Raw genomic sequence first — 23440 nt, forward strand, 5'->3', positions numbered from 1 at the left:
GTCGCCACCGTGACGGCGGCTGTCGGCGCGATCCTGGGTCAGGCGCCTACCGATGCGGGGGGTAAGTGGTGGTCGCGCAGCGCCTCGCCTCCGCCGCCCGTCGAAAGCGGAAAGCCGCCAAGCGCTGAGGTGAAGCCATGACCCCCGCCGGCGTGGGTCGCCTGAAGCTGGACGAAGGCCTGCGCCTCGTCGCCTATCCGGACCCGCTGAGCCCCTTGGCCAAAGAATGCAGGCGGCGCGATCTGAAGGCGGAGCAATACCGATCGGTTCCGAATTGGCAGGCCTTCAGCGGCAGGCCGTGGACCAACGGTTACGGCCACGCCCATGACGTGCAGCCGGGCGAGGTGTGGACCCTGGCCAAGGCCGAGGCGGTTCTGACGGCCGACATCGAAACCCATTGGCGCGATCTGATTGAGGCCCTGCCGTGGGTCGCGCGCCTTGATCCCGTCCGCGCCGACGTGGTCCTGAACCTCGCCTTCAACCTCGGCGTTCCGGGCCTGCTCAAGTGGCCGGCGACCCTCGCTCACATTCAGGCCGGAGCCTATGCCGCCGCCGCCAACGATCTGCTGCGTGAGGGCAGGTGGAACGCTCAGGTCGGTGAGCGTGCCACCCGCCTGTCGGCCGCCATGCTCAAGGGGTCCTGGTCATGATCGCCACCCTCGTCGCCGTCTGGCGCTTCCTGAAAACCCCGCTCGGCCACGCGCTGTTCTTCGCTTCGGGTCTGATGATCATCGGCGCTCTGCTCTATCAGGGCGGAGTGTCGTCAGGCGTCGATCGTGAAAAGGCCGCAGAGGTCAAGCGCGTGGCCGTGGCGACCCGAGAGGCGGCAAGGGCGGCCAAGGCCAGCGTCGCCGTCAGTTCGCGTGCCCAGCAGGCCCTGAACGCGGCCCTGAACCGCAACGTCGCTCTTACCTACCAACTGCAGCAGAAGGTACCGACCTATGTCTCTTCTCAAGCCGATCGCCGCTGTGTCATTAGCCGCGGCTATGTCGAGCTGCGCAATGCGGCCGGCGCTGGTGTCGATCCCGTTCCCGCCGGCGCCGGTGGATCTGTCGACGCCGATTCCGGTCTGGTCCTCTCTGACCTTGCCCGGAACGACCTATCGAACGCCGCCGCCTTCCACACCGCCGTTGCGGAAGTGAAAGCCTGGCGAATATGGTACCCTCGTCAGGCCGAACTCTGGTCCAAAAACACCAAGGTGCACCAACCCGCGCCCTGACCGCTCGCCTCGGCTGAGCTACAACATGAGCCCGCCATCCTTCACGGGGTGGCGGGCTTTTTCGCGTTTAGGGACGAGTACCTGGGGGGCATCTCGGGGGGCAAAGCCGACAAGCAACACCGGAAAGGTGCACCAAGGGTGCCTGCAAGCGACTGATTTATTTAAGGGAAAAGGAATGGTGGACGCGACAGGGATTGAACCTGTGACCCCCTCGATGTCAACGAGGTGCTCTCCCGCTGAGCTACGCGTCCGCCAAAGCGGCCCTGGAGCGCTCTAAAAGCGTCCCGGGCGGGAAGGTGTGGGGGTATAGCGGCGGCTTCTGGATCGCGCAAGCCGCCTTGCTTGCCGCCTGGGAAAATTTTAGGCGGCCATCATCTTTTCGACTTCGGAGACCAGGTCGCGCAGGTGCACGGGCTTGGACAGGACCTTGGCGCCGGCGGGTGCGCGGTCCTGCGCCGAGAGGGCCACGGCGGCGAAGCCGGTGATGAACATGATGCGCAGGGACGGATCACGAGCGGCGGCCTGGCGGGCCACCTCTATGCCGTCCATGCCGGGCATGACGATGTCGGTCAGCAACAGGTCCCAGGGGGTGTCCAGGTGCTGGACCGCCTCTTCGCCGTCGGCGCAGGCCTGGACCTCGAAGCCAGCCCGCTCCAGGGCGCGGGCCAGGAAGCCGCGAAGGGAGTCATCGTCTTCGGCGAGGAGGATGCGGGCCATGCGGTCAGTTTCCGGGCGAACGTCGGGATTGGAAAGGAGGAATCTAGAGAAGGACGGTAAATCGCGAATGAATTACCGCCGACCGTCCACAGTTAAAGCCTGGGCGCCCGGTCCTGTCTCTATAACGCTGCGGCCTTGTCGTTTGACCCCGGCGCGCAGGGCCGCGACAATAAGTCCATGACCGCATGGGAGCAGATCGCTTCGAAAACGCCGGCGACGGCGGAGCATGGCTTTTCGCCGGCCTTCGAAGTGTTGCGCGCCGCGCCCGAGGGTCTGCCGCCGCCGACGCCCCTGGTCTTCGCCTCGCCCCACTCGGGAAAGCTCTATCCGCCCGAGATGATGGCCGCCGCCCGGCTGGAGGCTCGCGAGTTGCGCGGCTCCGAGGACGCTTTCGTCGATGACCTGATCGGCGGCGCGCCGGCCCTGGGGGCCAATGTGATCCGGGCCCGGCTGGCGCGGGCCTATGTCGATTGCAACCGCGACGCCTGGGAATTGGATCCCGCGATGTTCGAGGACGAACTGCCCGACTTCGCCCAAGGCCGCACGGCGCGCGTGGCGGCCGGACTGGGGACGATTGCCCGGGTGGCCGGCGAAGGCCGCCCGATCTATGCCCGCAAGCTCACCTTCATCGAGGCCAAGCTCAGGATCGACACCGCCCACCGCCCCTATCACGACGCGCTGGATCGCCTGCTGGCCCAGGCGCGCAACACCCACGGCCTGGCGGTGCTGGTCGATTGGCACTCCATGCCGGCGGCGGCGGCGCGCGGCCACCGGGCGCGCGGCGGCGGTCCGTGCGACATCGTGCTGGGCGATCGCTTCGGCGCGGCCTGCTCGCCCAAGATGACCGGGCTGATTGAAAGGGCGCTGGAGACGCTGGGCTATCGCGTCGCCCGCAACGCGCCCTATGCCGGCGGCTATACCACCGAGCACTACGGCCGCCCCGCCCGACGCACCCACGCCATCCAGGTCGAGATCAATCGCGCGCTCTATATGAACGAGACCACGCGCGAGCCGACCGAGGGTCTGGCGGGCCTGAAGGCGGACATCGAGACGGTGACCCGGCAGTTGGCCGCGACGGATTGGGCTGAGTTGCTCTGAAATCCTCTCTCTTAGAGAGAGAGAGAGAGAGAGAGAGAGAGAGAGAGAGAGAGAGAGAGAGAGGCCCATCGCGCAGCGATGGGAGGGTGAGAGGTTACACCCTCTCAGACCAAGGCGCCGCCTGGATGCCTTGCACAACGCGCCTACCCGCGCCGGCGTATGGATACTGGGACTGCCTTGAGATCCCGCGCCCGGCACCGGTTGATCAAATAAAGGTATCGAGCTTTTCCGGTTGGCCGTGAAACCTCTCACCCTCCCACCGCCTGGGGCGGCGGACCCCTCCCTCACTCAAAGAGAGAGGGTTTTTAGCCGCCCAGGGCACAGACCAAAAAAAAGCCCGGCTCGAAAGCCGGGCAGTTCATTAGGGAGGAAACGCCCAGGAAGGGCAGAGGCGGCGAGGCCGCCTCACAGGTTGCTTATAGGGTGCGGTGCGAAATGCATCAAGCAAAATGTTCGGCAACGCTGTCACTTTTTGTCGCACTCAAGCTTAGAAATCCTTTGTAACATAAGGTTTAGCGGACGCCGATCGCCAAGCTTCGCCATATTTCGGCGCAATGCTGCAGTGCACAATTGGTTGCGAGAGAAACGACATCCGCTCGTAACTTTCGCAAACCCCATAAAATTAAGGGGTTTGCGGCTGACACCGGTTTCCACGTCAAAGCCTTGCGCAGAGGTGGGGTGGATAAACGTCGCGCAGTCGCGTAAAAGCCGCGCGCCTCACGCGCACAGCGTCAAACCACTTCTCTTCTCCCCGAAAGCCCGCCTTCTCCATGTCCATGCGAAACATCGCCATCATCGCGCACGTCGATCATGGCAAGACCACTCTCGTCGATCAGCTTCTCGCCCAGTCTGGCGTGTTCCGCGCCAATGAGGCGACGACCGAACGCGCCATGGACTCCAATGACCAGGAGCGCGAACGCGGCATTACGATTCTGGCCAAGTGCACCAGCGTCCTGTGGAACGGTGAAGCCGGGGAAACCCGCATCAACATCATCGACACCCCCGGCCACGCCGACTTCGGCGGCGAAGTCGAACGCATCCTGGGCATGGTGGACGGCTGCGTCCTGCTGGTCGACGCCGAGGAAGGCGTCATGCCGCAAACCAAGTTCGTGCTGACCAAGGCGCTGAAGATGGGCCTGCGCCCGATCCTCTGCATCAACAAGGTCGACCGCGCCCACGCCGATCCGGACAAGGTCCACAACGCCGCGTTCGACCTGTTCGCCGCCATCGGCGCGACGGACGAGCAGCTGGACTTCCCGCACATCTACGCCTCGGGCCGCGCCGGCTGGGCGACGATGGACCTGAACGTCCCTAACGATAACCTGGCCCCGCTGTTCGACCTGATCGTCCGCCACGTGCCGGAACCCAAGCAGATCGCCAAGGTCGACGCGCCGTTTCAGATCCTGAACGTGCTGATCGAAGCCGACCCGTTCCTGGGCCGCCTGCTGACCGGCCGCATCGAGAGCGGCAAGGCCGTTCCCGGCATGGCCATCCACGCCCTGGACCGTGACGGCAAGGAAGTCGAGCGCGGCCGCATCACCAAGGTGCTGGCCTTCCGCGGCCTCAGGCGCCAGCCGGTTGACGAAGCCGAAGCGGGCGACATCATCGCCATCGCCGGCATGTCGAAGGCCACGGTGGCCGACACCCTGTGCGCCCTGGACGTCACCGAGGCCCTGCCCGCCCAGCCGATCGATCCGCCGACCATCTCGATGAGCGTCTCGGTCAATGACAGCCCGCTGGCCGGCAAGGAAGGCGACAAGGTCCAAAGCCGCGTCATCCGCGACCGCCTGCTGCGGGAAGCCGAATCCAACGTGGCCATCAAGGTCACCGAGTCCACCGAGGGCGACGCCTATGAGGTGGCCGGCCGCGGCGAACTGCAACTGGGCGTGCTGATCGAGAACATGCGTCGCGAAGGCTTCGAAGTGTCGATCAGCCGTCCGCGCGTGGTGTACCAGATCGACCCGGAAACCGGTAAGCGCTTAGAACCGATGGAAGACGTCATGATCGACGTCGACGACGAGTTCTCGGGCATCGTCATCGAGAAGCTGTCGCAGCGCAAAGCCGAGCTGAAGGACATGGGTCCGTCCGGCGCCGGCAAGACCCGCATCTCGCTGATCGCCCCGTCGCGTTCGCTGATCGGCTATCAGGGCGAGTTCCTGACCGACACCCGCGGTTCGGGCGTGCTGAACCGCGTGTTCAGCCACTATGAGCCCTACAAGGGCCCGCTCGACCAACAGCGCAAGGGCGTGCTGATCTCCAACTCGGACGGGGAAACCGCCGCCTTCGCGCTGTGGAACCTGGAAGATCGCGGCGTCATGTTCGTGGGCGCCGGCGAGAAGACCTATCTGGGCATGATCATCGGCGAAAACGCCCGGGGTGATGACATGGACGTCAACCCGATGAAGGCCAAGCAACTGAACAACATCCGCGCCTCGGGCAAGGATGAAGCCGTCCGCCTGACCCCGCCGCGCCGCATGACCCTCGAGCAGGCCATCGCCTACATCGAGGAAGACGAACTGGTGGAAGTGACGCCCAAGAACATCCGCCTGCGCAAGCAGGTGCTGAACCCGTCGTTCCGCAAGCGTCGCGTCAAGGAAGAATAGTCGGTTCCCGGAGCATTCCGGAGCAGACGATCAAGAAGGCCGCCGCCCTCCGGGATGGCGGCCTTTTTCCTGCGTCCAATGGTCACGGCACGATTAACCGGGGCTTCAGAGACCATCAGTAGGCTGCCGGCACGGGATGGGGGGCATTCCGGATCTCGGGGCCGCACATTGCGCATGACCACTCTCACCTCGATGGTCCTCGGAGGACCCGGCCGCCTGGTGTCGCGGCTGATTCCACCGGTCCCCGAGGCTATCGCCGGCCGCGTTCGCATGGAGCAACTTCAGAGCATCCTGCGCCTGACGCCGGTCATGATGAGCGCCAATATCGTCAACGCCATTCTGGTCTGCGTGGCTGGCTTTGGCGGCTACCACCGTAACGCCCTGATCCTCTGGACCGCCGTGGTCATCGGCTACGCCCTGCTGGGCCTGCGCGGCTGGACCGCGGCTCAACGCCGCAAGGGCGGCAAGAACACCGTGTCGGCCCGAGGCGCGCGGCGCGTGGCGCTGCAAGCGGGCCTGCTGGGTTGCCTGTGGGGCCTGCTGCCGATGTTCGCCTTCGACGACACCGCCGGCATCCACATGAGCATGCTGATCGTGGCCCTGATGGCCGGGATGATCGGTTGCGGCGCCTTCGCCCTACTGACCCTGCCGATGGCCGCCCTGGCCTATACGACGCCGCTGGTGGTCGGCTCGCTGTTCGTGCTGCTGACCAGCGGCCAGCCCATCCTGCTGGCCTTGGCGGGCCTGCTAATCTTTTGCTACCTGGTGGTGGTTACCTCCTGCCTGTTGCACGCCAAGGTGTTCGTCGAGCGGTTCGTCACCAGCGAGGAACTGGAACGCCAGAAAAAGGTCGTCAGCCTGTTGCTCAGCGACTTCGAGGAGGGCTCCAACGACTGGCTGTGGGAAATCGACGCCACCGGCGACCTGACCTATGTGTCCGAGCGCATGGCCGAGGCGGCCGGCGTGACGCGCGACTCGCTGATCGGCCGCAATGTCGGCAGCTTGGGCGCAGAGCTGGCCGAGGTGCCGGACGGCCTGGCCGCCACCCTGTCGGGTCTGCTGACCGACCAGAAGGGTTTCCGCGACGTGTCGATGACCATCGTGGTCGATGGCGCGATCCACTGGTGGTCGCTGACCGCAAAGCCGATCCACGATGTGGACGGGGTCTTCACCGGCTTTCGCGGCGTCGGCGCCGACGTCACCCAGGCCCGCAAGGACCAGGAGCGCATCCGCCGCCTGGCCCATTACGACGTTCTGACCGGCCTGCCCAACCGCCTGTCGTTCCTGCAGGCTCTGGGCGGAGCCTGGAGCGCCGACGGCGAGACCACCGGCTGCGCCGTGCTGTGTCTCGACCTCGACCACTTCAAGGGCGTCAATGACAGCCTGGGCCACCCGATCGGCGACGCCTTGCTGGTCGAAGCGGCCGCCCGCCTGCGCGCCTGCGTGGGCGACATGGGGATCGTCACCCGCCTGGGCGGCGACGAGTTCGCCGTGGTGGTGCGCGACAACCTCGACCCCGCCGCGCTCGGCGCCTTGGCCCAGGCCGTCGTCGACACCCTGGCCGAGGCCTTCGAACTGCACGAGCACCATGTGTCGATCGGCGCCAGCGTCGGCATCGCCATCGCCCCGGCCGACGCCAGCGACCCCGACACCCTGCTGAAGAACGCGGACCTGGCCCTCTACCGCGCAAAGGGCGACGGTCGCGGCGCCTATCGCTTCTTCGAGGCCAATATGGACATCTGGGCCCAGGAACGCCGGTCGCTCGAGATCGACCTCCGCGCGGCCTTGAAGAACGGCGAGCTCAAGCTGTTCTTCCAACCGCTGATCGGCGCCAAGGAACACGAGACCACCGGCTTCGAGGCCTTGCTGCGCTGGCAACACCCGCGCCGCGGCGTGGTGGGCCCCGACGACTTCATCGAATGCGCCGAGCAATGGGGACTGATCTGCAAGATCGGAGAATGGGTGCTGAACGAGGCCTGCGCCCAAGCCGCCTCGTGGCCCGACCACCTGAAGGTGGCGGTCAACCTGTCGCCCAACCAGTTCGCCACCGGCGACCTCGTCGACCAAGTGCGCCACGCCCTGGGCACGTCAGGCCTGGCGCCGTCGCGCCTGGAGCTGGAGATCACCGAGGGCCTGCTGCTCTCCGATACCGCCGGCACCGTGGAGCAGCTGACGGCGCTGAAGGCCCTGGGCGTGCGCATCGCCATGGACGACTTCGGCACCGGCTATTCCAGCCTGGCCTATCTGTGGCGGTTCCCGTTCGACAAGATCAAGATCGACCGGACCTTCATCGCCGAGATGTCCGAAAATCCGGCCATCACCGACATCCTGCGCACCATCACCCTGCTGGGCCGCACACTGAACCTGGAAGTCACCGCCGAAGGCGTCGAGACCGCCGAGCAGGCCTTGATCCTCGAGGACATGCGTTGCGACCACTTCCAGGGCTATCTGTTTGGCCGGCCCATGCCCATGGCCGACATCCCCGGCTTCCTCCTGGGCAATACCGCCCAGCGGCTGCGACGCGAAGTGCTGGACGACGCGGCTGCGGTCGCCGCCCGGGCAAGCTAGAGCATTTCCCGACCTGACTGCGTCAGGCCGTGAGCTCTAGTCTTTTGTTTTGACGCATTTTTCTTCACGCGAACCGGGACCACTTCGCTCGAAAATGCTTCAGAATATCAAACGGTTGTCATCCCGGATCGGCGCGCTGAACGCTTGTCCGGGATGACACTCTTGGAAGCTAGATCCGGCGCCGGCCGCTAAACAGGCCGAGGATGAACAGCAGCACGATCGCCCCGATGGTCGAGACGATCAGGCTGCCAATCCAGCCCATGAAGTGAATGTTGAACATGCTGGCCAGGAACGCGCCGATCAGCGCGCCCACCAGGCCAACGATCAAGTTGGTGATCAGGCCGTGACTGCGGCCCATGATCTGTTCGGCGATCCAGCCGGCGAAGATGCCGATGATAATCGCGCCAATAAAGCCTACGCCGCTCATGTCAGTGTTCCCTAACAGCCAAGTTCGCCTGCCAAATGCCTGGCGGGCGACGATGGTTGCGTGTCAGCCCGCGTATCGACGTGAAGGGCGACGCTCAGGCCTGGCCGAAGCCGGGCTACGCCGTCCTGATTCGGAGCAAAACGATGCGCTTCGGCGGGCGTTGAACCCGCTTGGTGAAGTGTCCGGTGGTGTTGTCGGGGACCTCTAGATGGTCGCGCCGCCGTCCACCACCAGGGCTTGGCCGGTCATGAAGGTTCCCGCTTTCGAGGCCAGGTAGACGGCCGCGCCGGCGATCTCGTCGGGCTCGCCGATGCGGCGCAGCGGCACGCCCTTGGTCGCGCGCTCCAGGGTGGCCGGATCGTCCCACAGGGCCTTGGCGAAGTCGGTCTTGATCAGGCCCGGCGCGATGCAATTGACCCGCACATTGTCGGGCCCAAACTCGTGCGCCAGGTTGCGGGCCAGCTGAAAGTCTGCGGCCTTGCTGATATTGTAGGCCCCGATGATGGCGTTGCCGCGCAGGCCGCCGATCGAGCTGATGATGATCACCGCGCCGTCCTTGCGCTCACGCATCTCCGGGGCGACCATCGAGATCAGCCAGTGATTGCTGATGATGTTGTTGTCGAGGATCTTGCGGAACTGGTCGTCGGCGATCCCGGCCAGCGGACCGTAATAGGGATTGGACGCGGCGTTGCAGACGCAGATGTCAATCTTGCCGAACGCCGCGCGGGTCTCGTCGACCAGCCGCTGCAGGTCTTCCTTGGCCGCGATGTTGGCGGGCACGGCGATAGCGGTTCCCGCGCCATGCCTGTTGTTGAGCGCCGCGGCCACCTCGTCGCAAGGCCCGGCCTTGCGCGACGAGATCACCACCTTGGCGCCATGCTCGGCCATCCGCTCGGCGATAGCCTTGCCAATGCCGCGTGAGCTGCCGGTGATGATCGCCACCTTGCCGGTCAGGTCGAAGAGGGTGGTCATGGCGATGGCTCCCAGGGCTTTCAAAACGATCGTTTGAATTGCCCATAGATTGGCCCTAGGCCAGCCCACCGGTCAAGCATCGACGAAATTTGCCGCCTCCGATGTCGGAGCCGAGACGCGCCGGCCGTCCTTCGGGCACAACACTAAAAATCCCTGGAGAGCGTCATGACCACCGACAACGCCAGCGACCGCGAACTCGTGCTGACCCGCGTCATCGACGTCCCTGCCGACAAGCTTTTCAAATGCTGGACGACGGCGGAACTGCTGCCCAAGTGGTTCTGCCCGCCGCCCTGGGTCGTGTCGCACGCCGAAATGGACGTTCGCACCGGGGGCAATAGCGTGATCACCATGAAGGGGCCGAACGGCGAAGAGGTCGTCAATCCAGGCGTCTATCTGGAGGTGGTCGAGAACCGCCGCATCGTGTTCACCGACGCCTTCACCTCGACCTGGGTTCCGTCACAAAAGCCCTTCATGGTCGGTATCGTCGAGTTTGAAGACCTGGGCGACGGTACGACCCGCTACACCGCCACCGCCCGCCACTGGACCGTCGAGGATCGTCAGACCCACGAGGCCATGGGGTTCAAGGAAGGCTGGGGGATCGCGGCCGATCAGATGACGGCGGTCGCGAAGACGTTGTAAGGCGACGCCTCAGGCGCACTTGTTCCAGCCGGCCATGTCGAGGTGGAAGTGGTCGTGATGCTGGGCGTTGTAGTCGGGGCTCAGCGTGGTCAGGAACACCCGGCAGGCTCCATCGCGCACCCGGTGCAGGAACTGCCCCTTGGGCCCGGGATCGTTCCAGTCGCGGGCCACGTACACCGTCTGGCCGTCGGCGAGCTTGAAGCCTGCCAGGTCGATCGCGTCGGCGCTGGCGTGCTCGCTGACCGGTCCCTCCGCCTTGCCGTACATGCGCCGGCACGAATAGGTGCCGTAGTGCTCCATCGACACTACACCCTGGCCCAGCACCTCATAGGCGGCCGGCTGGACCACCTGGCGCTCCCAGATCGACAGGGCCAGGGCCTCTTTACAAACCATGGGCGCATCTGTCGGTGACAGGGGCGCCATGCCGCTGTCGATGCGCAGGGCGTCGCGCACCACGCAGAACCCGCCATCGGTCTTTTCCGGCAGGTCCGCATAGGTCAGGCCAGCCTTGCGCAGGATGGCCCGACAGATCACCGGATCGCTGCCCGCCCGCGCCGCCTTGATCCGCGTGGCCATGCCCACCGGATCGACCACGCTGAGCGGCTTCCAGGGCAGGTGCTGGCGCGCGATGCTGCGATCGGCCACCAGGGCCATGATCAGCACCAGGACCCAGAGCAGGACGAGCGCCGTCAGGCCCGCCAGCCTGTTCTGGTGGCGCGTGCGATGCTCGACACGCGGATGGCGCGGGACGCGATAGGCCATGGGCGGGGGGGCGCTCGAAGGGTTAATGTTGCACCCAAGCATGACCACGGCGTGCGGTTCAACCGCCAAGGCTTGGCTAGGCGATCCCGAGAGGGCATGTAGCGCCTCCCTGGAGGTCCTTGATGCCCACGCCGAACAGTTGGCGCGCCCTGCTCAACGCCGAGATGGCGCCGCGCTTCGCCCTGCTGTGCCTGGGGATCTGGCTGAACGCCGCCGACACCCTGGTGACCGTGACGATCATGCCCAGCGTGGCGCGCGAGATCGGCGGCTACCAATATTTCGGCTGGTCGATCGCCGCCTTCCTGCTGGGCTCGATCCTGGCGGGGGCCTGCGCGGGCAAGCTTTCGATCCGCCTGGGCCTGCGCAACGCCACCGCCCTGGCCGGCCTGCTCTACGCCCTCGGCTGCGCCATGGGCGCGCTGGCCCCGGACTTTTTGACCTTCGTGGCCGGCCGCCTCGTTCAGGGCCTGGGCGCGGGGGCGATCGTGTCGCTGTGCTATGTGGCGATCAGCGCGATGTTCCCCGAGAGCCTTTGGCCCCGCGTCTATGGCGCGATCGCCGGGGTTTGGGGGGCGGCGACGCTGCTCGGTCCGCTCTGCGGCGGGCTGTTCGCGCAGGCGGGCTTCTGGCGCGGGGCGTTCTGGCTGTTCGTGGCGCAGGGCGTGATCTTCGTCGGCGCGGTGCTGGTCATGGTTCCAGCCGCGCCCAAGGCTCCGGCGGGTGGCCGAATCCCCGGACGCCAGTTGGCCCTGCTGGTGGTCGGCGTGTCGCTGATCGCCGCCGCCGGGGTCGTGCCGGGACATCTCACCGCCGGCCTCTGCGCGCTCTTCGGCGTGGCGGCCCTGGCGGCCCTGCTGCTGGTCAACGGCCGGGCCGAGGACCGCCTGCTGCCCCGCGCCGCCGGCGACCTGACCACCGCCACGGGGCTGGGCCTGATGGTGATCTTCTTCTGCGAGGCGGCGACGATGGGCTTCTCGGTCTATGGCCCGGCCTTCATCCAGGCGCTGCATGGCGCCAGCCCGTTGCTGAGCGGCTATGTGATCGGGGCCATCGCCGCCGGCTGGACGGGCTTCTCGTTCGCGGTGGCGGGGCTGAAGCCCAAGCACGAGGGCCAGGCCATCCGGCTGGGCGCGGCGGTCATCGCGGTCGGTGTCGCCTGGGGCGCGGTCGAGATGGTGCGCGGCGGGCTCTGGGGCGTGGTGGCGTCGATGTTCACCCTGGGCGCGGGCTTCGGGATCTGCTGGGCCTTCCTGGCCAAGCGGGTGATCGGCGGCGCGCCGGAGGGCGAACAGGCCCTGGCCTCGGCCGCCGTGCCCACCACCCAGCTGATCGGCGGCGCGGCCGGCGCGGCGGCGGCCGGGGCGCTGGCCAATGCGCTGGGGTTCGCCGGCGGGGTGACGCCGGCCAGCGGCCAAGCCCACGGCCTATGGCTCTTCGCGGCGTTCGCGCCGCTGGCGCTGGTGGGACTGGCGGCGGCTTGGCGGCTGGGGCGGGACTAGGCGTCCGAGAGGGTGATCCTTGCGACCGCCTCCGCGAGCGGATCGAGTTCAACGACCACGATGGACCAAAGAACCGAGAAGCTGAGATCATCGTAGCCGTGGGCGATGCGGTGACGAAGATTGATCGCGTCGCGCCAGTCGGCGTCCGGCGCCAGGGCTCGAACCGCTGTAGAAATCTTGGAAGCGTTTTCGCCGATGGCCAGCAGGTTCATGGCCACGGCGTCGCAAGCCAAGGGATCGGCCAGAAAAGCCGGCTGATCCATGCCGCGTGTGTAGAGCCGAATACCCCCGATCGCTGGAGCATGCGCGACAGATAGAGACTGTCGGCGGGATCACGCAAAGACGGCCTCGTCCATCACCCGTGCCTGGATCAGTTCATGCAGCCCATCCTGGGTAACCAGATCGACCGGCCGTCCGAATAAGGCCGCCAGATCGCGTTCCAATCTGAAGAAGCCAAAGCCCGGAAGCGTGGCGGGCCCGTACTCCACCAGCACGTCGACGTCGCTATCGGGCCCCGCCTCGCCCCGCGCCGTCGAGCCGAACACGCCGACCCGCTGGACGCCGTAACGATCCAACAGCGGCTTGGCCGCGCGCAATCTGGCAAGGGCGTCTTCGAGGGTCATGCCGAGACGTATAGCACGAAAGCGGAACGGGGCATTCGGTCCGGAAAGTAACTGCAGAATGCGTCGGCCAAGGCGATGTAAAGCCTTTCGCCCGTTTCGCAGCGGCGAGGATCCCCTCACGGCAACAGTCGCAGCACCCGCGCCGCCATGGCTTCGGCGACCTCCGCCGAAGCCGGCAGCCGGCCGTCGACGATCAGACCCGCCAGGCCGTGCACCAGCGACCAGCAGGTCAGCACCAAATCGTCTCGCCGCGCGGTATCGGCCTGCGGATAGGCGGCGGCGACCGCGCCGCGCAGCGCGTCCAAGGCCGGGGCGCTATCGCGGTCGAGATGCTCCAAGGCCACTGCCTTGGTGATCAACGGCCCGAACATCAGCCGAAACAGCGCCGGCTGGTCATGGGCGAACCGCACATAGGCGACGCCCTGGGCGATCAATCCGGCCCTGGCGTTCGGGGCGGCGGAGGTGGCCTGGTTCAACCGCGTCTCGAACTGGCGAAAGCCGTCTCCGGCCACGGCGGCCAGCAACGCGTCCTTGTCGGCGAAGTGGCGGTAGGGCGCCATGGCCGAGACGCCGGCCTCCCGCGCCACGCCGCGCAGCGACAGTTCGGAGGGCCCCATCCGGGTCAGCAACGTCTCGGCGGCCGCAATCAGGGCCGCGCGTAGATCGCCATGGTGATAGGGGGCCTTTGATGTTGACAGCGTACACATCCCGTCGCTATGTATACGCCATAAACATCAGGAGACGGCGTGATGCAATCCCAGGCCTCCACCGCCATGACGCGCGTCTCGGTCGATCTCTCGGCCTATCCCGACCTGGTGGTGATCTATCTGGGCATCCGCCTGAACCGCTGGCGCGGCCTCAAGGCCATGGTCGGCATCGGCCCGGACCTCAACCAGATCGTCCGCCACAAGCCAGACGGCCTGTTGGCCCACGAAAACCTGGTCTACGGCCTCAACCATTTCGGCATGCGGCAATATTGGCGCGACATGGACAGCCTGGAACGCTTCACCCGCAGCGCGCCGCACAAGACCTGGTGGCGTGACTTTCTCAAGGACGGCCAGGGCGTCGGCTTCTGGCACGAAACCTACCGGCGCAACGGCGGCATGGAGGCGATCTATCTCGACATGCCGCCCACCGGCCTTGCCCTGTTCGCCCCGCCCCTCGCCCCCGTCGGCCCGTTCATGACCGCGCGGGCGCGGGTGGAGGCCGGTGTCAGGTGAAGAACACGCTCTTTCAAGCCAGACCGGCGCAACGCCGACCCCGTGTTCCAGGGGCTCCCGAAATGAGTGTGTGTCCCTGTTTCCGACTTCTGGAATCCACTGGGAAGCGTGACCGAGCTGAACGGGATTTTCCCCGTCGCGCGCAGTGGCCGAGTAGTTGTTCCGCGAAATTTTACCGTAACGCTACCCGGAGTGGCCATTGTTCATCCCGTATAATTATCTAAAGATTCACTTTTTTGATCAGACGTTATAATATTCAGGCTTATAAATATAAATTCTCATAGATGGATTGCCCGGACGGGTGCTTAGCGTACAGGCCGAGAACGCCACATGCTTTCGCCGTTTCGAGTAATTCTCGTGACCAAAACCAGTCTTTTATATCCAAATCTTTAAATGCATGGATTTCAGGGCTTAATTTCTTAAAAATTACACCAGATGGAAAGTTTACCCTTATGGCAGAGACGCCAGGGACAGTTTCCTTGTAATGGACGGTGACATCCGAGGCATCAGGATCCACGGCCTCGATGAGGCGACCGGGCATAATGACATTCATGGGGCGCGCGAAGCCGTTGCCCTTTAACGTGGCCCGCCGTAGCTCCACGGCGTCAGGGTCAAGACCCTCGATTATTTCCAACGCCTTGTCAGACACTATGAAGATGTCCGCCGCCGGGGCATAAAAGTCGATGACTTCGCTCTCCTTGCCCCGAAAAGTCAGGTCAAAATCCGCCACGGCATCCAAGCCGCGATGTTGCTGGTATCGATTGCCCACGTACGGCGCCTCCATCATGGGAAGAGCATTTTCCCAGACCAGCAAATCTTGCCCGTAGTCGTAGTTCGCGTGGACGCTCATGAAGCGCCCGACAGGGTCCGCGGGCTGGATGCTTCGCGCGAACGTTCGTTTCTCACGAAGCTTCACAAGCCCGCGCATCTCGGAGATCGAAGGATTGGACATAGAGTTGATAGCTCCAAACTGTTGACCGTAACTGCCAGGCTGGGAGTCCAGCTGTGCGTCGCAAATGCACTCGACCCAATTGGCTCGTCGAGACCCCATAATCGTTGCGCTCTTGTGATTCACCGCTCCCGCCCGCCTTCCTTCACCCGCCGCGCCAACGGCGACAGCAGGAACCCAATAATCCGGCGCTCACCGGTCTTGATCTCGACGGTGGCCGCCAGGCCCGGAGCTAGCGGTACGCGTTGACCCTCGATCATGATCCAAGGTTGCAACAGCTTAACCATGGCGGGAAAGACGAGTCCTTCCTTTTCGTCCTGCACAGCGTCGCGGCCCACATGTTCGATCACCCCGTGCACAATTCCGTAGCGGGTGAACGGATAGGCTTCGAGCTTGACCTCGACGCTCTGGCCCTCGTGGACGAAGCCGGCGTCGCGGTTCTGGGCGCGGGCCTCGATGATCAGCTCGCCGCCCTTGGGCGCCAGCACCATCAGGGGATCGGCCGGCTTGACGACCCCGCCCAGGGTGTGGACCTGCATCTGCTGGATCACCCCGTCCTGCGGCGCGGTCAGCACGGTGAGACCTGCCTTGTCGCTGGCCTTAGTCAGTTCCTCGCCGGGCAGCCGGCGGTTGGCCTGCGCCTCGGTGAGAGCGCCCCGCGCCTGATCTCTCGGGACGCACGATCACCATCGATCCAGACGGCGGGCGCGACGGGTCAGCGACCAGTTCGCAACGCGCCCAGATCACTCTCCCAAGCCAGATGGCCGCGAAGTTCGCGGATGCCCCCTCAGGCCTCCGCCAGCGCCGCGGCCTCCACCAGCCGCACCACATCGCCCATGATCTCGGTGATCTTGAAGTCTTTCGGGGTGTAGATCCGCGCCACGCCCATCTGTTTCAGCACCAGGGCGTCGCCTTCGGGGATGATGCCGCCGACCACCACCGGGATGTGGCCCAGGCCCTCGGCGCGCATCACGCGGATGACCTCTTGCACCAGGTCCAGGTGCGAGCCTGACAGGATCGACAGCCCGACCACGTGGGCGCGGCCCTGCTTGGCGCGCCGGACGATCTCGTCGGGGGTCGAGCGGATGCCGTCATAGATCACTTCCATCCCACAGGCCCGGGCCCGGGTGGCGATCTGTTCGGCGCCGTTGGAGTGGCCGTCCAGACCGGGCTTGCCGACCAGATAGGTCAGGGTGCGACCCAGCACCTGGGAGACTCGCTCGACCTCGCGCTTCACCGATTCCACGTCTTCGGCGTCGCCGGTCGAGACCACCACCGCCACGCCGGTGGGGCCGCGATACTCGCCGAACACCTCGCGGAGAGCCCCGGCCCATTCGCCGGTGGTGACGCCGGCTCTGGCGGCGGTAATCGAGGGTTCCATAATGTTTCGGCCATCAGCGGCGGCGGCCTTGAGGTCAGCCAGGGCGGCCTCGGCGGCGACAGGGTCGCGGGCCGCGCGCCAAGCCTTGAGGCGTTCGACGACCCCGGCCTCCAGGCGCGGGTCGACGGTCTCGATGCTGCTCTCACCCGCCGACAACGGCGAGGCCTCGGTGTCGGTCCAGCGATTGACCCCGACCACGGTCATGTCGCCGGTCTCGACGGAGCGCACCCGCTTGGCGTTGGAGCCGACCAGTTCGCCCTTCATGTAGTCGATGGCGTTGGAGGCCCCGCCCATGGCGTCGATCAGCGCCAGCTGCGCCAAGGCGCCCGCCGACAGCTCGGCGACCTTGGCCTCGACCACGTGGGAGCCATCGAACAGGTCCTCGTATTCCAGCAGGTCGGTCTCGTAGGCCAGCACCTGTTGCAGCCGCAGCGACCACTGCTGGTCGAACGGCCGCGGCAGGCCGAGCGCCTCATTCCAGGCCGGCAGCTGCAGGGCCCGGCAGCGGGCGTCCTTGCTCAGCGTGACGGCCAGCGCCTCGATCAGGATGCGGTAGACATTGTTCTCAGGCTGCTGCTCGGTCAGTCCAAGAGAATTGACCTGCACCCCATAACGAAAGCGCCGGGCCTTCTTGTCCTGCACGCCATAGCGCTCCAGCAGGATCTGGTCCCATAGCCGGGTGAAGCTGCGCATCTTGCAAAGCTCGGTGACGAACCGCACGCCGGCATTGACGAAGAAGCTGATCCGCGAGGCGACGATCTCGAAGTCTTCCTCGGGCACCTGGCCGCCGGCCTTGACGGTGTCGAGCACGCTGATCGCCGTGGCCAGGGCGAAGGCCAGTTCCTGCTCCGGCGTCGCGCCGGCCTCCTGCAGGTGGTAGCTGCAGACGTTCATCGGGTTCCACTTGGGCACCTCGATATAGCACCAGGCGATCATGTCGCCGATCAGCCGCAGGCTGGGGCCGGGCGGAAAGATGTAGGTGCCGCGGCTCAGATATTCCTTGATCAGGTCGTTCTGGGTGGTGCCCTGAAGCAGGCGACGGTCGGCCCCCTGCTCGTCGCCCAGCGCCACATACATCGCCAGCAACCAGGCGGCCGGGGCGTTGATGGTCATCGAGGTGTTGGACTGCTCCAGCGGGATCTGGTCGAACAGCTGGCGCATGTCGCCCAGGTGGCTGATCGGCACGCCAACCTTGCCGACCTCGCCGCGCGCAAGGATATGGTCGGCGTCATAGCCGGTCTGGGTGGGCAGGTCGAAGGCCACCGACAGGCCCGTCTGACCCTTGGAGAGGTTGGCGCGGTAGAGGGCGTTCGACTTCTCGGCCGTGGAGTGCCCCGCATAGGTGCGGAAGATCCAGGGCGCGTCCGGCGCGTGCTGGAACGGCTTGGTCGTCATCCTGCGCTTCCCGTTTATCGTTCTTGATTACCGCCGATCATGAACCGGGTTTTGCTGCGACGCAATATCGCAGGAGCGAAGGCGATCAGAAGGGTCGCTTGCCCGTCACAACCTCGAACCACAGCCGAAAGTCGCCGGCCAGGCTGTAGAGCGGATATTTGAACGTCGCCGGCCGGTTCTTCTCGAACACCAAATGCCCCACCCAGGCGAAGCCGTAGCCGATCAGCGGGGCGGCGATGAAGAACCGCCAGTCGACCAGAAACCCGCAGGCCAGGACGGCGATCACCAAGCTCGTTCCGACCACATGCAGCCGGCGGCTGGTGCGGTTGATGTGTTCGCTCAGATAGAAAGGGTAGAAGGCGGCGAAGCTGCGATATCGCCCGGGTTCGTCTTGCGTGCTCATCCCCGATGTTCCGCCCATAGGCTTGTCAGGGCAAGAACCGTGTGTCGCCTTGACTGCCATAGGCGCCTGCCGCGCTCAACGCCAAACGATCGCAAGGTTGCGTAACAATCTGGCCTAGAATTCGCCGTGATCGAAGTATTTTAAGGCGTAACGTTAGCGCAGCACGAGGCCAAAAAGCGGCCTTCAGCGACCTAACGCCGCAGTGCCACCTCGCCGTTTCATCAACGCCACGGACGTGTCATTGTAGGGAACAACCTTTGGAGGCGAAACTTGAGCGAGGAAACCGAGGGCCGACGCCCTAATCCCGTGGACCTGCACGTCGGTGGCCGGGTCCGCATGCGTCGCAGGCTGCTGGGCGTCAGCCAGGAGCAGTTGGCCGATTCGCTGGGCCTGACCTTCCAGCAGGTCCAGAAATACGAGCGCGGCGCCAACCGCGTCAGCGCGTCGAAGCTGTACGAGATCGCCCGCACCCTGCAGGTGCCCGTGTCGTTCTTCTTCGACGGTCTGGCGGATCCCATGGACGGGTCGGAAATCGACGAAGTCGGTCAGAAGGCCGAGCGTATCGTCCAGGAATTCCTGACCACGCCCGAGGGCCTGGAACTGGCCGAGGTGTTCCCGAAGATCGGTCGCGGTCGCGTCCGTCGCCAGGTCCTCGACTTGGTTCGCGCCATGGCCGAAGAAGCCAGCCGCGCGGAAGAGGCCGCCTAACACCGGCCAAGATCTCGGATGTTTCGTTCAGGCCTCGACGTTCACACGCCGGGGCCTGATCGCTATCGGGGGTCAGCTTGCCGAGACGCGGCCCTGAGCCGCCTGCCACATCCGCTTGGCGGTCTGTAGTGAAGCCGTCGCCAAGCCGCGCAGGTCGTGGCTGCGCGCGATCCTCAGACCGAACTCGCGGTCCTTCTGCCAGATCACCTTGACGTCGTGGGCGTAGCCGCTGACGAGATCGACCAGTTGAACGGATTCAGGCGGCGTGGACCCCGACAGCATCTGGATGCGCAGGCCGCTCGCGGACTCGTCGCGGATTACGCAGTCCCAGGCGAAGGCGCCGCAGAGCACCTTGCCGGCATGTTGCATTATCGTGCGTGTGCCAGCGCGCCGGTCTTGGGCCCCGCCAGAGCCGAACTTGGACATACACCTACCAACGCGCATCGATGTTAATCGGCGGTGCGCGCAGAGGGTTTATTTCCCGATGACCACGCCGCCTGAACGGACTCGCCGCTAAAATCTGTGGAAACCCAGAGGCTCGACCGTTATTTGGCCGGTAACCGGTCTGCGGCTAACGTGTCTGGGCGAGCCGGCGAAGAACGGCATGCGAGGAATCACAGGGGACGACTCCATGACCCACGGCGTGGCGCTGCTGGCGGACGTGACCGGGCGCGAACTGATCGTCGCCCTGGCCAAGCCGGGCGACAATCCGGGCGACCATCGCGTCCTGCCGTGCTCCACCGCGCTGGAACTGGAGGCTGGCCTTCGGTCGGTGGTGGCGGAACTGGCGACCGACGACCTGATCGGGGCGGCGGTCAGCGCGGCCGGGCCCGCGATCGACGGCTCCGTGATCTTGACCAGCACCGGCCTGACTATTTCCCAGGCCTGGCTGCGCAACGTCCTGCGCACGCCGCGGGTCTATCTGGTCAACGACTTCACCGCCTGCGCGATGGGGGCCCCAAAGGTGGCGGAAGCCTCGCTCGGCGTGATCCACCCCGGAAAGGCGGACCGCAACAGCGCCATCGCGGTGCTGGGACCCGATATTGGACTGGGCGTGGCGGCCCTGGCTCCGTTGCGAGGCGACGGCTGGCTAGCCGTTCCCAGCGAGGGCGGCCACATGGACTTTTGCCCGCTGGAGGCGCGCGAAGCGGCGGTCTTCTCGGCCATCCGCGTTCGTCATGGCGATATCTCCGCCGAACGGCTGCTGTCCAAGGAAGGATTGAGCGACATCCACGCCGCCCTGGCGAGCGAAGACCCCACTTACCGGCCTAAAGATGACAACGCTGTCATCAGCTTGGCGCGGTCGGGCGACGCGGTCGCGCGTGAGGCGCTCTCGATCTTCAGCGGCCTGCTGGGCGGTTTCGCCGGCGACATGGCCCTGCTGTTCGCCGCCCGGGGCGGAGTGTTCCTCAACAGCCCCCTGCTGGAAGAGATCGGCGACTTGCTGGACCAGGAGGCCTTTATCCGTCGCTACCGCGCCAAGGGCCGGATGAGCCACTACGTGGCCGACCTGCCGGTGTTCATCATGCCGGGTCGCCCCGCCCTGCTGGGTCTGTCGAGCCTGTTCACAGCCAGCGACATGCGCTACGCGGCCTCGGACGTGAAGTTCTTGGACTGCTGACAGGCGGCGGGGACCAGCAAGCCGCGCCCCGCCCACCGCTCTACGCCTTGGGCGTGGTGGCGATCGACCATTTGACGCCGTAAGGGTCCTTCAACTGGCCATAGCGGTCGCCCCAGAACATCAGCTGCGGCGCCATCAGGGTCTCGGCGCCCGCCTTGATCGCGCGCTCGAACCAAGCGTCCACGTCGTCGACCTGTAGATGCAGGGTGAAGGCGCCGGGGGTTTCGAGCGCATAGCCGTGATCGGGATAGGCGTCGCTGAGCATCACCGAATTGCCATTCATGCGCAGATGGATGTGCATGGTCCGCCCCTGCTCGTCGGGCTCGAAGCGGAACAGATCCTCGGCCGCGAACGCCTTGACGTAGAAATCCGCCTTCGCGCTGGCGTCGCTGGACTGCAGACAGGGAACCACGCCGCCGACGACGGGCGGGCTGGCGGCGAGCTTTTCGAGTCGCCGGTCGCTCATGGTCGTTTCTCCCTGGATCGAGGCCTGATCTGAGGACGAACCGGGCCATGCGGACCCGACATCACCGGAGGATTTTTCCGCAGCTTGCCTAGCTGGCCGAGCCGTCGCGCTCCAATCGGTCGAGATGAAGCCGGATATGAGTGGCCTCGGCGGGGGTGTTGGCCAGGGCGATCGCCTGGTCGAACGCTGCGCGGGCCTCTTCGCGCCGGCCCAGCTGGAAAAGCAGCCCGCCCCTCAACCCGAAGAAGTAGAAATAGCCCGACAGCTTGGCGGCCAAGGGCTCGATCATCGCCAGGGCCGCCCCTGGCCCCGCGACCTTCGCCACGGCCACGGCGCGATTCAAGGTGACCACCGGCGACGGCGCCAGTTGCTCCAGGTCGCCATACAGTCGGTCGATCCGCGCCCAATTGGTCGCTTCGGGGCGCGGCGCGCGATCGTGCTCGGCGGCGATCGCGGCCTGAACCAGATAAGGGCCTGGCCGGCGGTGGCGGACGGCCTTGTCGATCAAGGCCAGCCCCTCGTCGATCATCCGGCGGTTCCACAGGCTTCGATCCTGGTCCTCCAGCAACACGACCGCCCCCTCGGTGTCGAAACGGGCCGCCGCACGAGCGTGCTGCAGCAGCAGCAAGGCGGTCAGGCCCATGACCTCCGGCTCGCCCTGAAACAGGCGCAGCAGCAGCCTCGCCAGGCGAATGGCCTCGTCGCACAGCGAGCCCCTGGTCGCGGCCGCCTCGCCGCTGGCCGAGTAACCCTCGTTGAAGATCAGATAGATCATCGCCGCCACGGCGTTCAGCCTCGTCACTCGCTCCGCCGCGTCCGGCGCGCCGAACGGTACGCCCGCCGCGCCGATCCTGGCCTTGGCGCGGGTGATACGCTGCTCCATCGCCGATTCTCCGACCAGAAAAGCGCGGGCGATCTGGCGAACATTCAGGCCCGAGACAATGCGCAAGGCGACCGCCACCTGCTGGGTGGCGGTCAGGTCTGGGTGGCAGCAGATGAACAGCAGCCGCAGCACGTCGTCGCGATAGTGGTCGCCGTTCAGCCGCTCGACCAACGAGGCCTCGGCGTCTTCGAGGTCGGAGATCAGCGCCTCGGCCGGCAGAGGCGCCGACTTGCTGCGCTTGCGCACCCCATCCAACGCGGCGTTTCGGCCCACCAGGATCAGCCAGGCGGTCGGGTCGCGCGGTGGCCCATTCCCTGGCCAAGCCTTCAGGGCGCGCAGGCAGGCGTCCTGGAAGGCTTCCTCCGCCGTGTCCAGGTCGCGAAAATACCGCAGCAGCGCCGCCACGGCCTGGGGCCGGGCCGCGGTCAGGGCGGCGTCGATCCATGCCCCGTCGAGACTGCAGCCGCCCATGCTCGCCATGTCGCTCATCCGCCAGCCGCCTTCATCGCGCGGCTCGGCCCGACCTGGACCGCGACAGGCCGAAAAAGGCCGATCGGCCGCACTTCAAGGGCCCCGCCGCTGGCATTGGCCGTGGCCAGTTGCCGCGCCACATCGATCGCCGCCTCCAGCCCTTCGCACTCGATCACATGGAAGCCCAGCAGCTGTTCCTTGGTCTCGGCGAACGGCCCGTCGATCACCAGATTCTCGCGACCCTTGCGCAGGGTGACGGCGCTGGTGGTCGGTAGCAGCCGGGCGACGGGGCCAAGCCAGCCCTTGCGGACCAACGCCTGTTCAACCTCCGCCAGCCGCGCCATCACCGCGTCGTCCTCCGCCTGGGTCCACGATCCGACCATGTCTTCGGCGTCGTAGCAAAGGATCGCGTAGAGCATGGAACAGACCGCCTCTCGCAACCAGGACGATCCGCGCGCCCGGCATCCGACATGGCGTTCTGGAAAAGGCCGCGAAATCCTTTTGCGGCCAGGCTTGGACGATCAAATTACCGACACGAACCTGCGCTAACCGGTCGCACGGAGGCGAGAAAATCGTCCACTGCGTGAGCGTCGCAATCCTTTTTCGCCTTCTGGGCGCAGGCGGAATTGACGGGCGCAAGCTGTCGCAACTGCGGTCAACGCCGCACGTTCAAGGCGGGGTAAGGCGGTTGGCGAAATCGCGACGGGCGTTGGGAAACACCGCTTGGTGGCTGGGGGCGGGATTGAACCGCCGACCTGTGGGTTATGAATCCACCGCTCTAACCATCTGAGCTACCCAGCCCGCGCGAAGCGGAGG

26 protein-coding genes and 2 tRNA genes are annotated in these 23440 nt (G+C 65.8%); 11 read left to right on the plus strand and 17 right to left on the minus strand.

What is annotated here, in order from left to right; genetic code table 11:
* Nucleotides 1-137 precede the first annotated feature (137 nt).
* Nucleotides 138-650, plus strand: a complete 513-nt coding sequence (locus ACP7AG_RS15320) for a glycoside hydrolase family protein (protein ID WP_426031854.1) — start codon at nucleotides 138-140, stop codon at nucleotides 648-650.
* Nucleotides 647-1219 (plus strand): hypothetical protein, encoded by a 573-nt coding sequence (locus tag ACP7AG_RS15325; RefSeq protein WP_426031856.1) that lies wholly within the window; start codon nucleotides 647-649, stop codon nucleotides 1217-1219. Before ACP7AG_RS15320 ends, ACP7AG_RS15325 begins: the two co-directional genes overlap by 4 nt.
* 176 nt (nucleotides 1220-1395) lie before the next feature.
* Here the strand turns inward: ACP7AG_RS15325 and ACP7AG_RS15330 are convergent.
* Both ACP7AG_RS15330 and cpdR read right to left on the minus strand, forming a co-directional pair.
* Nucleotides 1396-1470: transfer RNA gene (locus ACP7AG_RS15330), tRNA-Val, on the minus strand.
* A gap of 109 nt (nucleotides 1471-1579) precedes the next feature.
* Nucleotides 1580-1936 carry a cell cycle two-component system response regulator CpdR gene (gene cpdR, locus ACP7AG_RS15335; RefSeq protein ID WP_426015143.1) on the minus strand — a complete coding sequence of 119 codons (357 nt, stop codon included), beginning with the start codon at nucleotides 1934-1936 and terminating at the stop codon, nucleotides 1580-1582.
* A gap of 177 nt (nucleotides 1937-2113) precedes the next feature.
* On the opposite strand from cpdR, the gene ACP7AG_RS15340 reads away from it, so the two are divergent.
* The 3 genes from ACP7AG_RS15340 (at nucleotide 2114) to ACP7AG_RS15350 (ending at nucleotide 8205) form a co-directional block, all read left to right on the plus strand.
* A complete protein-coding gene (locus ACP7AG_RS15340) occupies nucleotides 2114-3034 on the plus strand; it encodes an N-formylglutamate amidohydrolase (protein WP_426031858.1) in 921 nt (306 codons plus the stop codon).
* A 770-nt stretch (nucleotides 3035-3804) separates the two neighbouring features.
* Entirely contained in the window at nucleotides 3805-5637 is a 1833-nt protein-coding gene (typA, locus tag ACP7AG_RS15345) for a translational GTPase TypA (protein WP_426015147.1), read from the plus strand.
* Nucleotides 5638-5811: 174 nt separating this feature from the next.
* Nucleotides 5812-8205 (plus strand): putative bifunctional diguanylate cyclase/phosphodiesterase, encoded by a 2394-nt coding sequence (locus ACP7AG_RS15350; RefSeq protein WP_426031860.1) that lies wholly within the window; start codon nucleotides 5812-5814, stop codon nucleotides 8203-8205.
* Nucleotides 8206-8374: 169 nt separating this feature from the next.
* On the opposite strand, the gene ACP7AG_RS15355 is transcribed toward ACP7AG_RS15350, so the two are convergent.
* A complete protein-coding gene (locus ACP7AG_RS15355; protein WP_426015151.1) occupies nucleotides 8375-8632 on the minus strand; it encodes a GlsB/YeaQ/YmgE family stress response membrane protein in 258 nt (85 codons plus the stop codon).
* Nucleotides 8633-8836: 204 nt separating this feature from the next.
* Entirely contained in the window at nucleotides 8837-9604 is a 768-nt protein-coding gene (locus tag ACP7AG_RS15360; RefSeq protein ID WP_426015153.1) for an SDR family oxidoreductase, read from the minus strand.
* Between the two features lie 165 nt (nucleotides 9605-9769).
* On the opposite strand from ACP7AG_RS15360, the gene ACP7AG_RS15365 reads away from it, so the two are divergent.
* On the plus strand, nucleotides 9770-10243 hold the full coding sequence (locus ACP7AG_RS15365; RefSeq protein ID WP_426015154.1) for an SRPBCC family protein: 474 nt from the start codon (nucleotides 9770-9772) through the stop codon (nucleotides 10241-10243).
* A gap of 9 nt (nucleotides 10244-10252) precedes the next feature.
* Here the strand turns inward: ACP7AG_RS15365 and ACP7AG_RS15370 are convergent, their stop codons facing one another.
* Nucleotides 10253-11005, minus strand: coding sequence for an extensin family protein (locus tag ACP7AG_RS15370; protein ID WP_426015156.1), 753 nt, complete (start codon nucleotides 11003-11005; stop codon nucleotides 10253-10255).
* A gap of 122 nt (nucleotides 11006-11127) precedes the next feature.
* Between ACP7AG_RS15370 and ACP7AG_RS15375 the strand changes: the two genes are divergently transcribed.
* Nucleotides 11128-12504, plus strand: coding sequence for an MFS transporter (locus tag ACP7AG_RS15375; protein WP_426015159.1), 1377 nt, complete (start codon nucleotides 11128-11130; stop codon nucleotides 12502-12504).
* On the opposite strand, the gene ACP7AG_RS15380 is transcribed toward ACP7AG_RS15375, so the two are convergent.
* The 3 genes from ACP7AG_RS15380 to ACP7AG_RS15390 form a co-directional block, all read right to left on the minus strand.
* A complete protein-coding gene (locus tag ACP7AG_RS15380) occupies nucleotides 12501-12797 on the minus strand; it encodes a DUF86 domain-containing protein (protein WP_426015228.1) in 297 nt (98 codons plus the stop codon). The two genes, ACP7AG_RS15375 and ACP7AG_RS15380, sit on opposite strands and share 4 nt — an antisense overlap.
* A gap of 39 nt (nucleotides 12798-12836) precedes the next feature.
* A complete protein-coding gene (locus ACP7AG_RS15385; protein WP_426015161.1) occupies nucleotides 12837-13127 on the minus strand; it encodes a nucleotidyltransferase family protein in 291 nt (96 codons plus the stop codon).
* Between the two features lie 116 nt (nucleotides 13128-13243).
* Nucleotides 13244-13834 carry a TetR/AcrR family transcriptional regulator gene (locus ACP7AG_RS15390; RefSeq protein WP_426015163.1) on the minus strand — a complete coding sequence of 197 codons (591 nt, stop codon included), beginning with the start codon at nucleotides 13832-13834 and terminating at the stop codon, nucleotides 13244-13246.
* A gap of 42 nt (nucleotides 13835-13876) precedes the next feature.
* Here ACP7AG_RS15390 and ACP7AG_RS15395 point away from each other — a divergent pair, with 42 nt between their 5' ends.
* A complete protein-coding gene (locus ACP7AG_RS15395) occupies nucleotides 13877-14347 on the plus strand; it encodes a DUF4188 domain-containing protein (protein WP_426015165.1) in 471 nt (156 codons plus the stop codon).
* A 262-nt stretch (nucleotides 14348-14609) separates the two neighbouring features.
* Here the strand turns inward: ACP7AG_RS15395 and ACP7AG_RS15400 are convergent, their stop codons facing one another.
* The 4 genes from ACP7AG_RS15400 to ACP7AG_RS15415 all read right to left on the minus strand — a co-directional run bounded on the left by ACP7AG_RS15400 (nucleotide 14610) and on the right by ACP7AG_RS15415 (nucleotide 18475).
* A complete protein-coding gene (locus ACP7AG_RS15400) occupies nucleotides 14610-15299 on the minus strand; it encodes an imm11 family protein (RefSeq protein WP_426015167.1) in 690 nt (229 codons plus the stop codon).
* A 119-nt stretch (nucleotides 15300-15418) separates the two neighbouring features.
* Complete coding sequence (locus ACP7AG_RS15405; RefSeq protein ID WP_426015169.1) at nucleotides 15419-15871, minus strand: HlyD family efflux transporter periplasmic adaptor subunit; 453 nt, start codon at nucleotides 15869-15871, stop codon at nucleotides 15419-15421.
* A 212-nt stretch (nucleotides 15872-16083) separates the two neighbouring features.
* Nucleotides 16084-18072, minus strand: coding sequence for a methylmalonyl-CoA mutase family protein (locus ACP7AG_RS15410; protein WP_426031862.1), 1989 nt, complete (start codon nucleotides 18070-18072; stop codon nucleotides 16084-16086).
* Between the two features lie 85 nt (nucleotides 18073-18157).
* Nucleotides 18158-18475: an Mpo1-like protein gene (locus ACP7AG_RS15415; RefSeq protein WP_426015173.1), complete on the minus strand. Its 318-nt coding sequence runs from the start codon at nucleotides 18473-18475 to the stop codon at nucleotides 18158-18160.
* A 270-nt stretch (nucleotides 18476-18745) separates the two neighbouring features.
* Here ACP7AG_RS15415 and ACP7AG_RS15420 point away from each other — a divergent pair, with 270 nt between their 5' ends.
* Nucleotides 18746-19183, plus strand: a complete 438-nt coding sequence (locus ACP7AG_RS15420; protein WP_426015175.1) for a helix-turn-helix domain-containing protein — start codon at nucleotides 18746-18748, stop codon at nucleotides 19181-19183.
* Between the two features lie 72 nt (nucleotides 19184-19255).
* Here ACP7AG_RS15420 and ACP7AG_RS15425 read toward each other — a convergent pair whose 3' ends face one another.
* Complete coding sequence (locus ACP7AG_RS15425; RefSeq protein WP_426031864.1) at nucleotides 19256-19552, minus strand: PilZ domain-containing protein; 297 nt, start codon at nucleotides 19550-19552, stop codon at nucleotides 19256-19258.
* Between the two features lie 262 nt (nucleotides 19553-19814).
* Between ACP7AG_RS15425 and ACP7AG_RS15430 the strand changes: the two genes are divergently transcribed.
* On the plus strand, nucleotides 19815-20804 hold the full coding sequence (locus tag ACP7AG_RS15430) for a glucokinase (protein WP_426031866.1): 990 nt from the start codon (nucleotides 19815-19817) through the stop codon (nucleotides 20802-20804).
* A 40-nt stretch (nucleotides 20805-20844) separates the two neighbouring features.
* On the opposite strand, the gene ACP7AG_RS15435 is transcribed toward ACP7AG_RS15430, so the two are convergent.
* The 3 genes from ACP7AG_RS15435 to ACP7AG_RS15445 all read right to left on the minus strand — a co-directional run bounded on the left by ACP7AG_RS15435 (nucleotide 20845) and on the right by ACP7AG_RS15445 (nucleotide 23043).
* Nucleotides 20845-21270, minus strand: a complete 426-nt coding sequence (locus ACP7AG_RS15435; protein WP_426031868.1) for a VOC family protein — start codon at nucleotides 21268-21270, stop codon at nucleotides 20845-20847.
* An 88-nt stretch (nucleotides 21271-21358) separates the two neighbouring features.
* Entirely contained in the window at nucleotides 21359-22642 is a 1284-nt protein-coding gene (locus ACP7AG_RS15440) for an RNA polymerase sigma factor (protein ID WP_426031870.1), read from the minus strand.
* On the minus strand, nucleotides 22639-23043 hold the full coding sequence (locus ACP7AG_RS15445) for a YciI family protein (protein ID WP_426031872.1): 405 nt from the start codon (nucleotides 23041-23043) through the stop codon (nucleotides 22639-22641). Before ACP7AG_RS15445 ends, ACP7AG_RS15440 begins: the two co-directional genes overlap by 4 nt.
* On the opposite strand from ACP7AG_RS15445, the gene ACP7AG_RS15450 reads away from it, so the two are divergent.
* Nucleotides 23042-23173 (plus strand): hypothetical protein, encoded by a 132-nt coding sequence (locus tag ACP7AG_RS15450; RefSeq protein ID WP_426015186.1) that lies wholly within the window; start codon nucleotides 23042-23044, stop codon nucleotides 23171-23173. The two genes, ACP7AG_RS15445 and ACP7AG_RS15450, sit on opposite strands and share 2 nt — an antisense overlap.
* Before the next feature lie 175 nt (nucleotides 23174-23348).
* On the opposite strand, the gene ACP7AG_RS15455 is transcribed toward ACP7AG_RS15450, so the two are convergent.
* Nucleotides 23349-23425: transfer RNA gene (locus ACP7AG_RS15455), tRNA-Met, on the minus strand.
* Nucleotides 23426-23440: the final 15 nt, after the last annotated feature.

This window comes from Caulobacter sp. DWP3-1-3b2 (assembly GCF_049896325.1).
Taxonomy (GTDB): domain Bacteria; phylum Pseudomonadota; class Alphaproteobacteria; order Caulobacterales; family Caulobacteraceae; genus Caulobacter.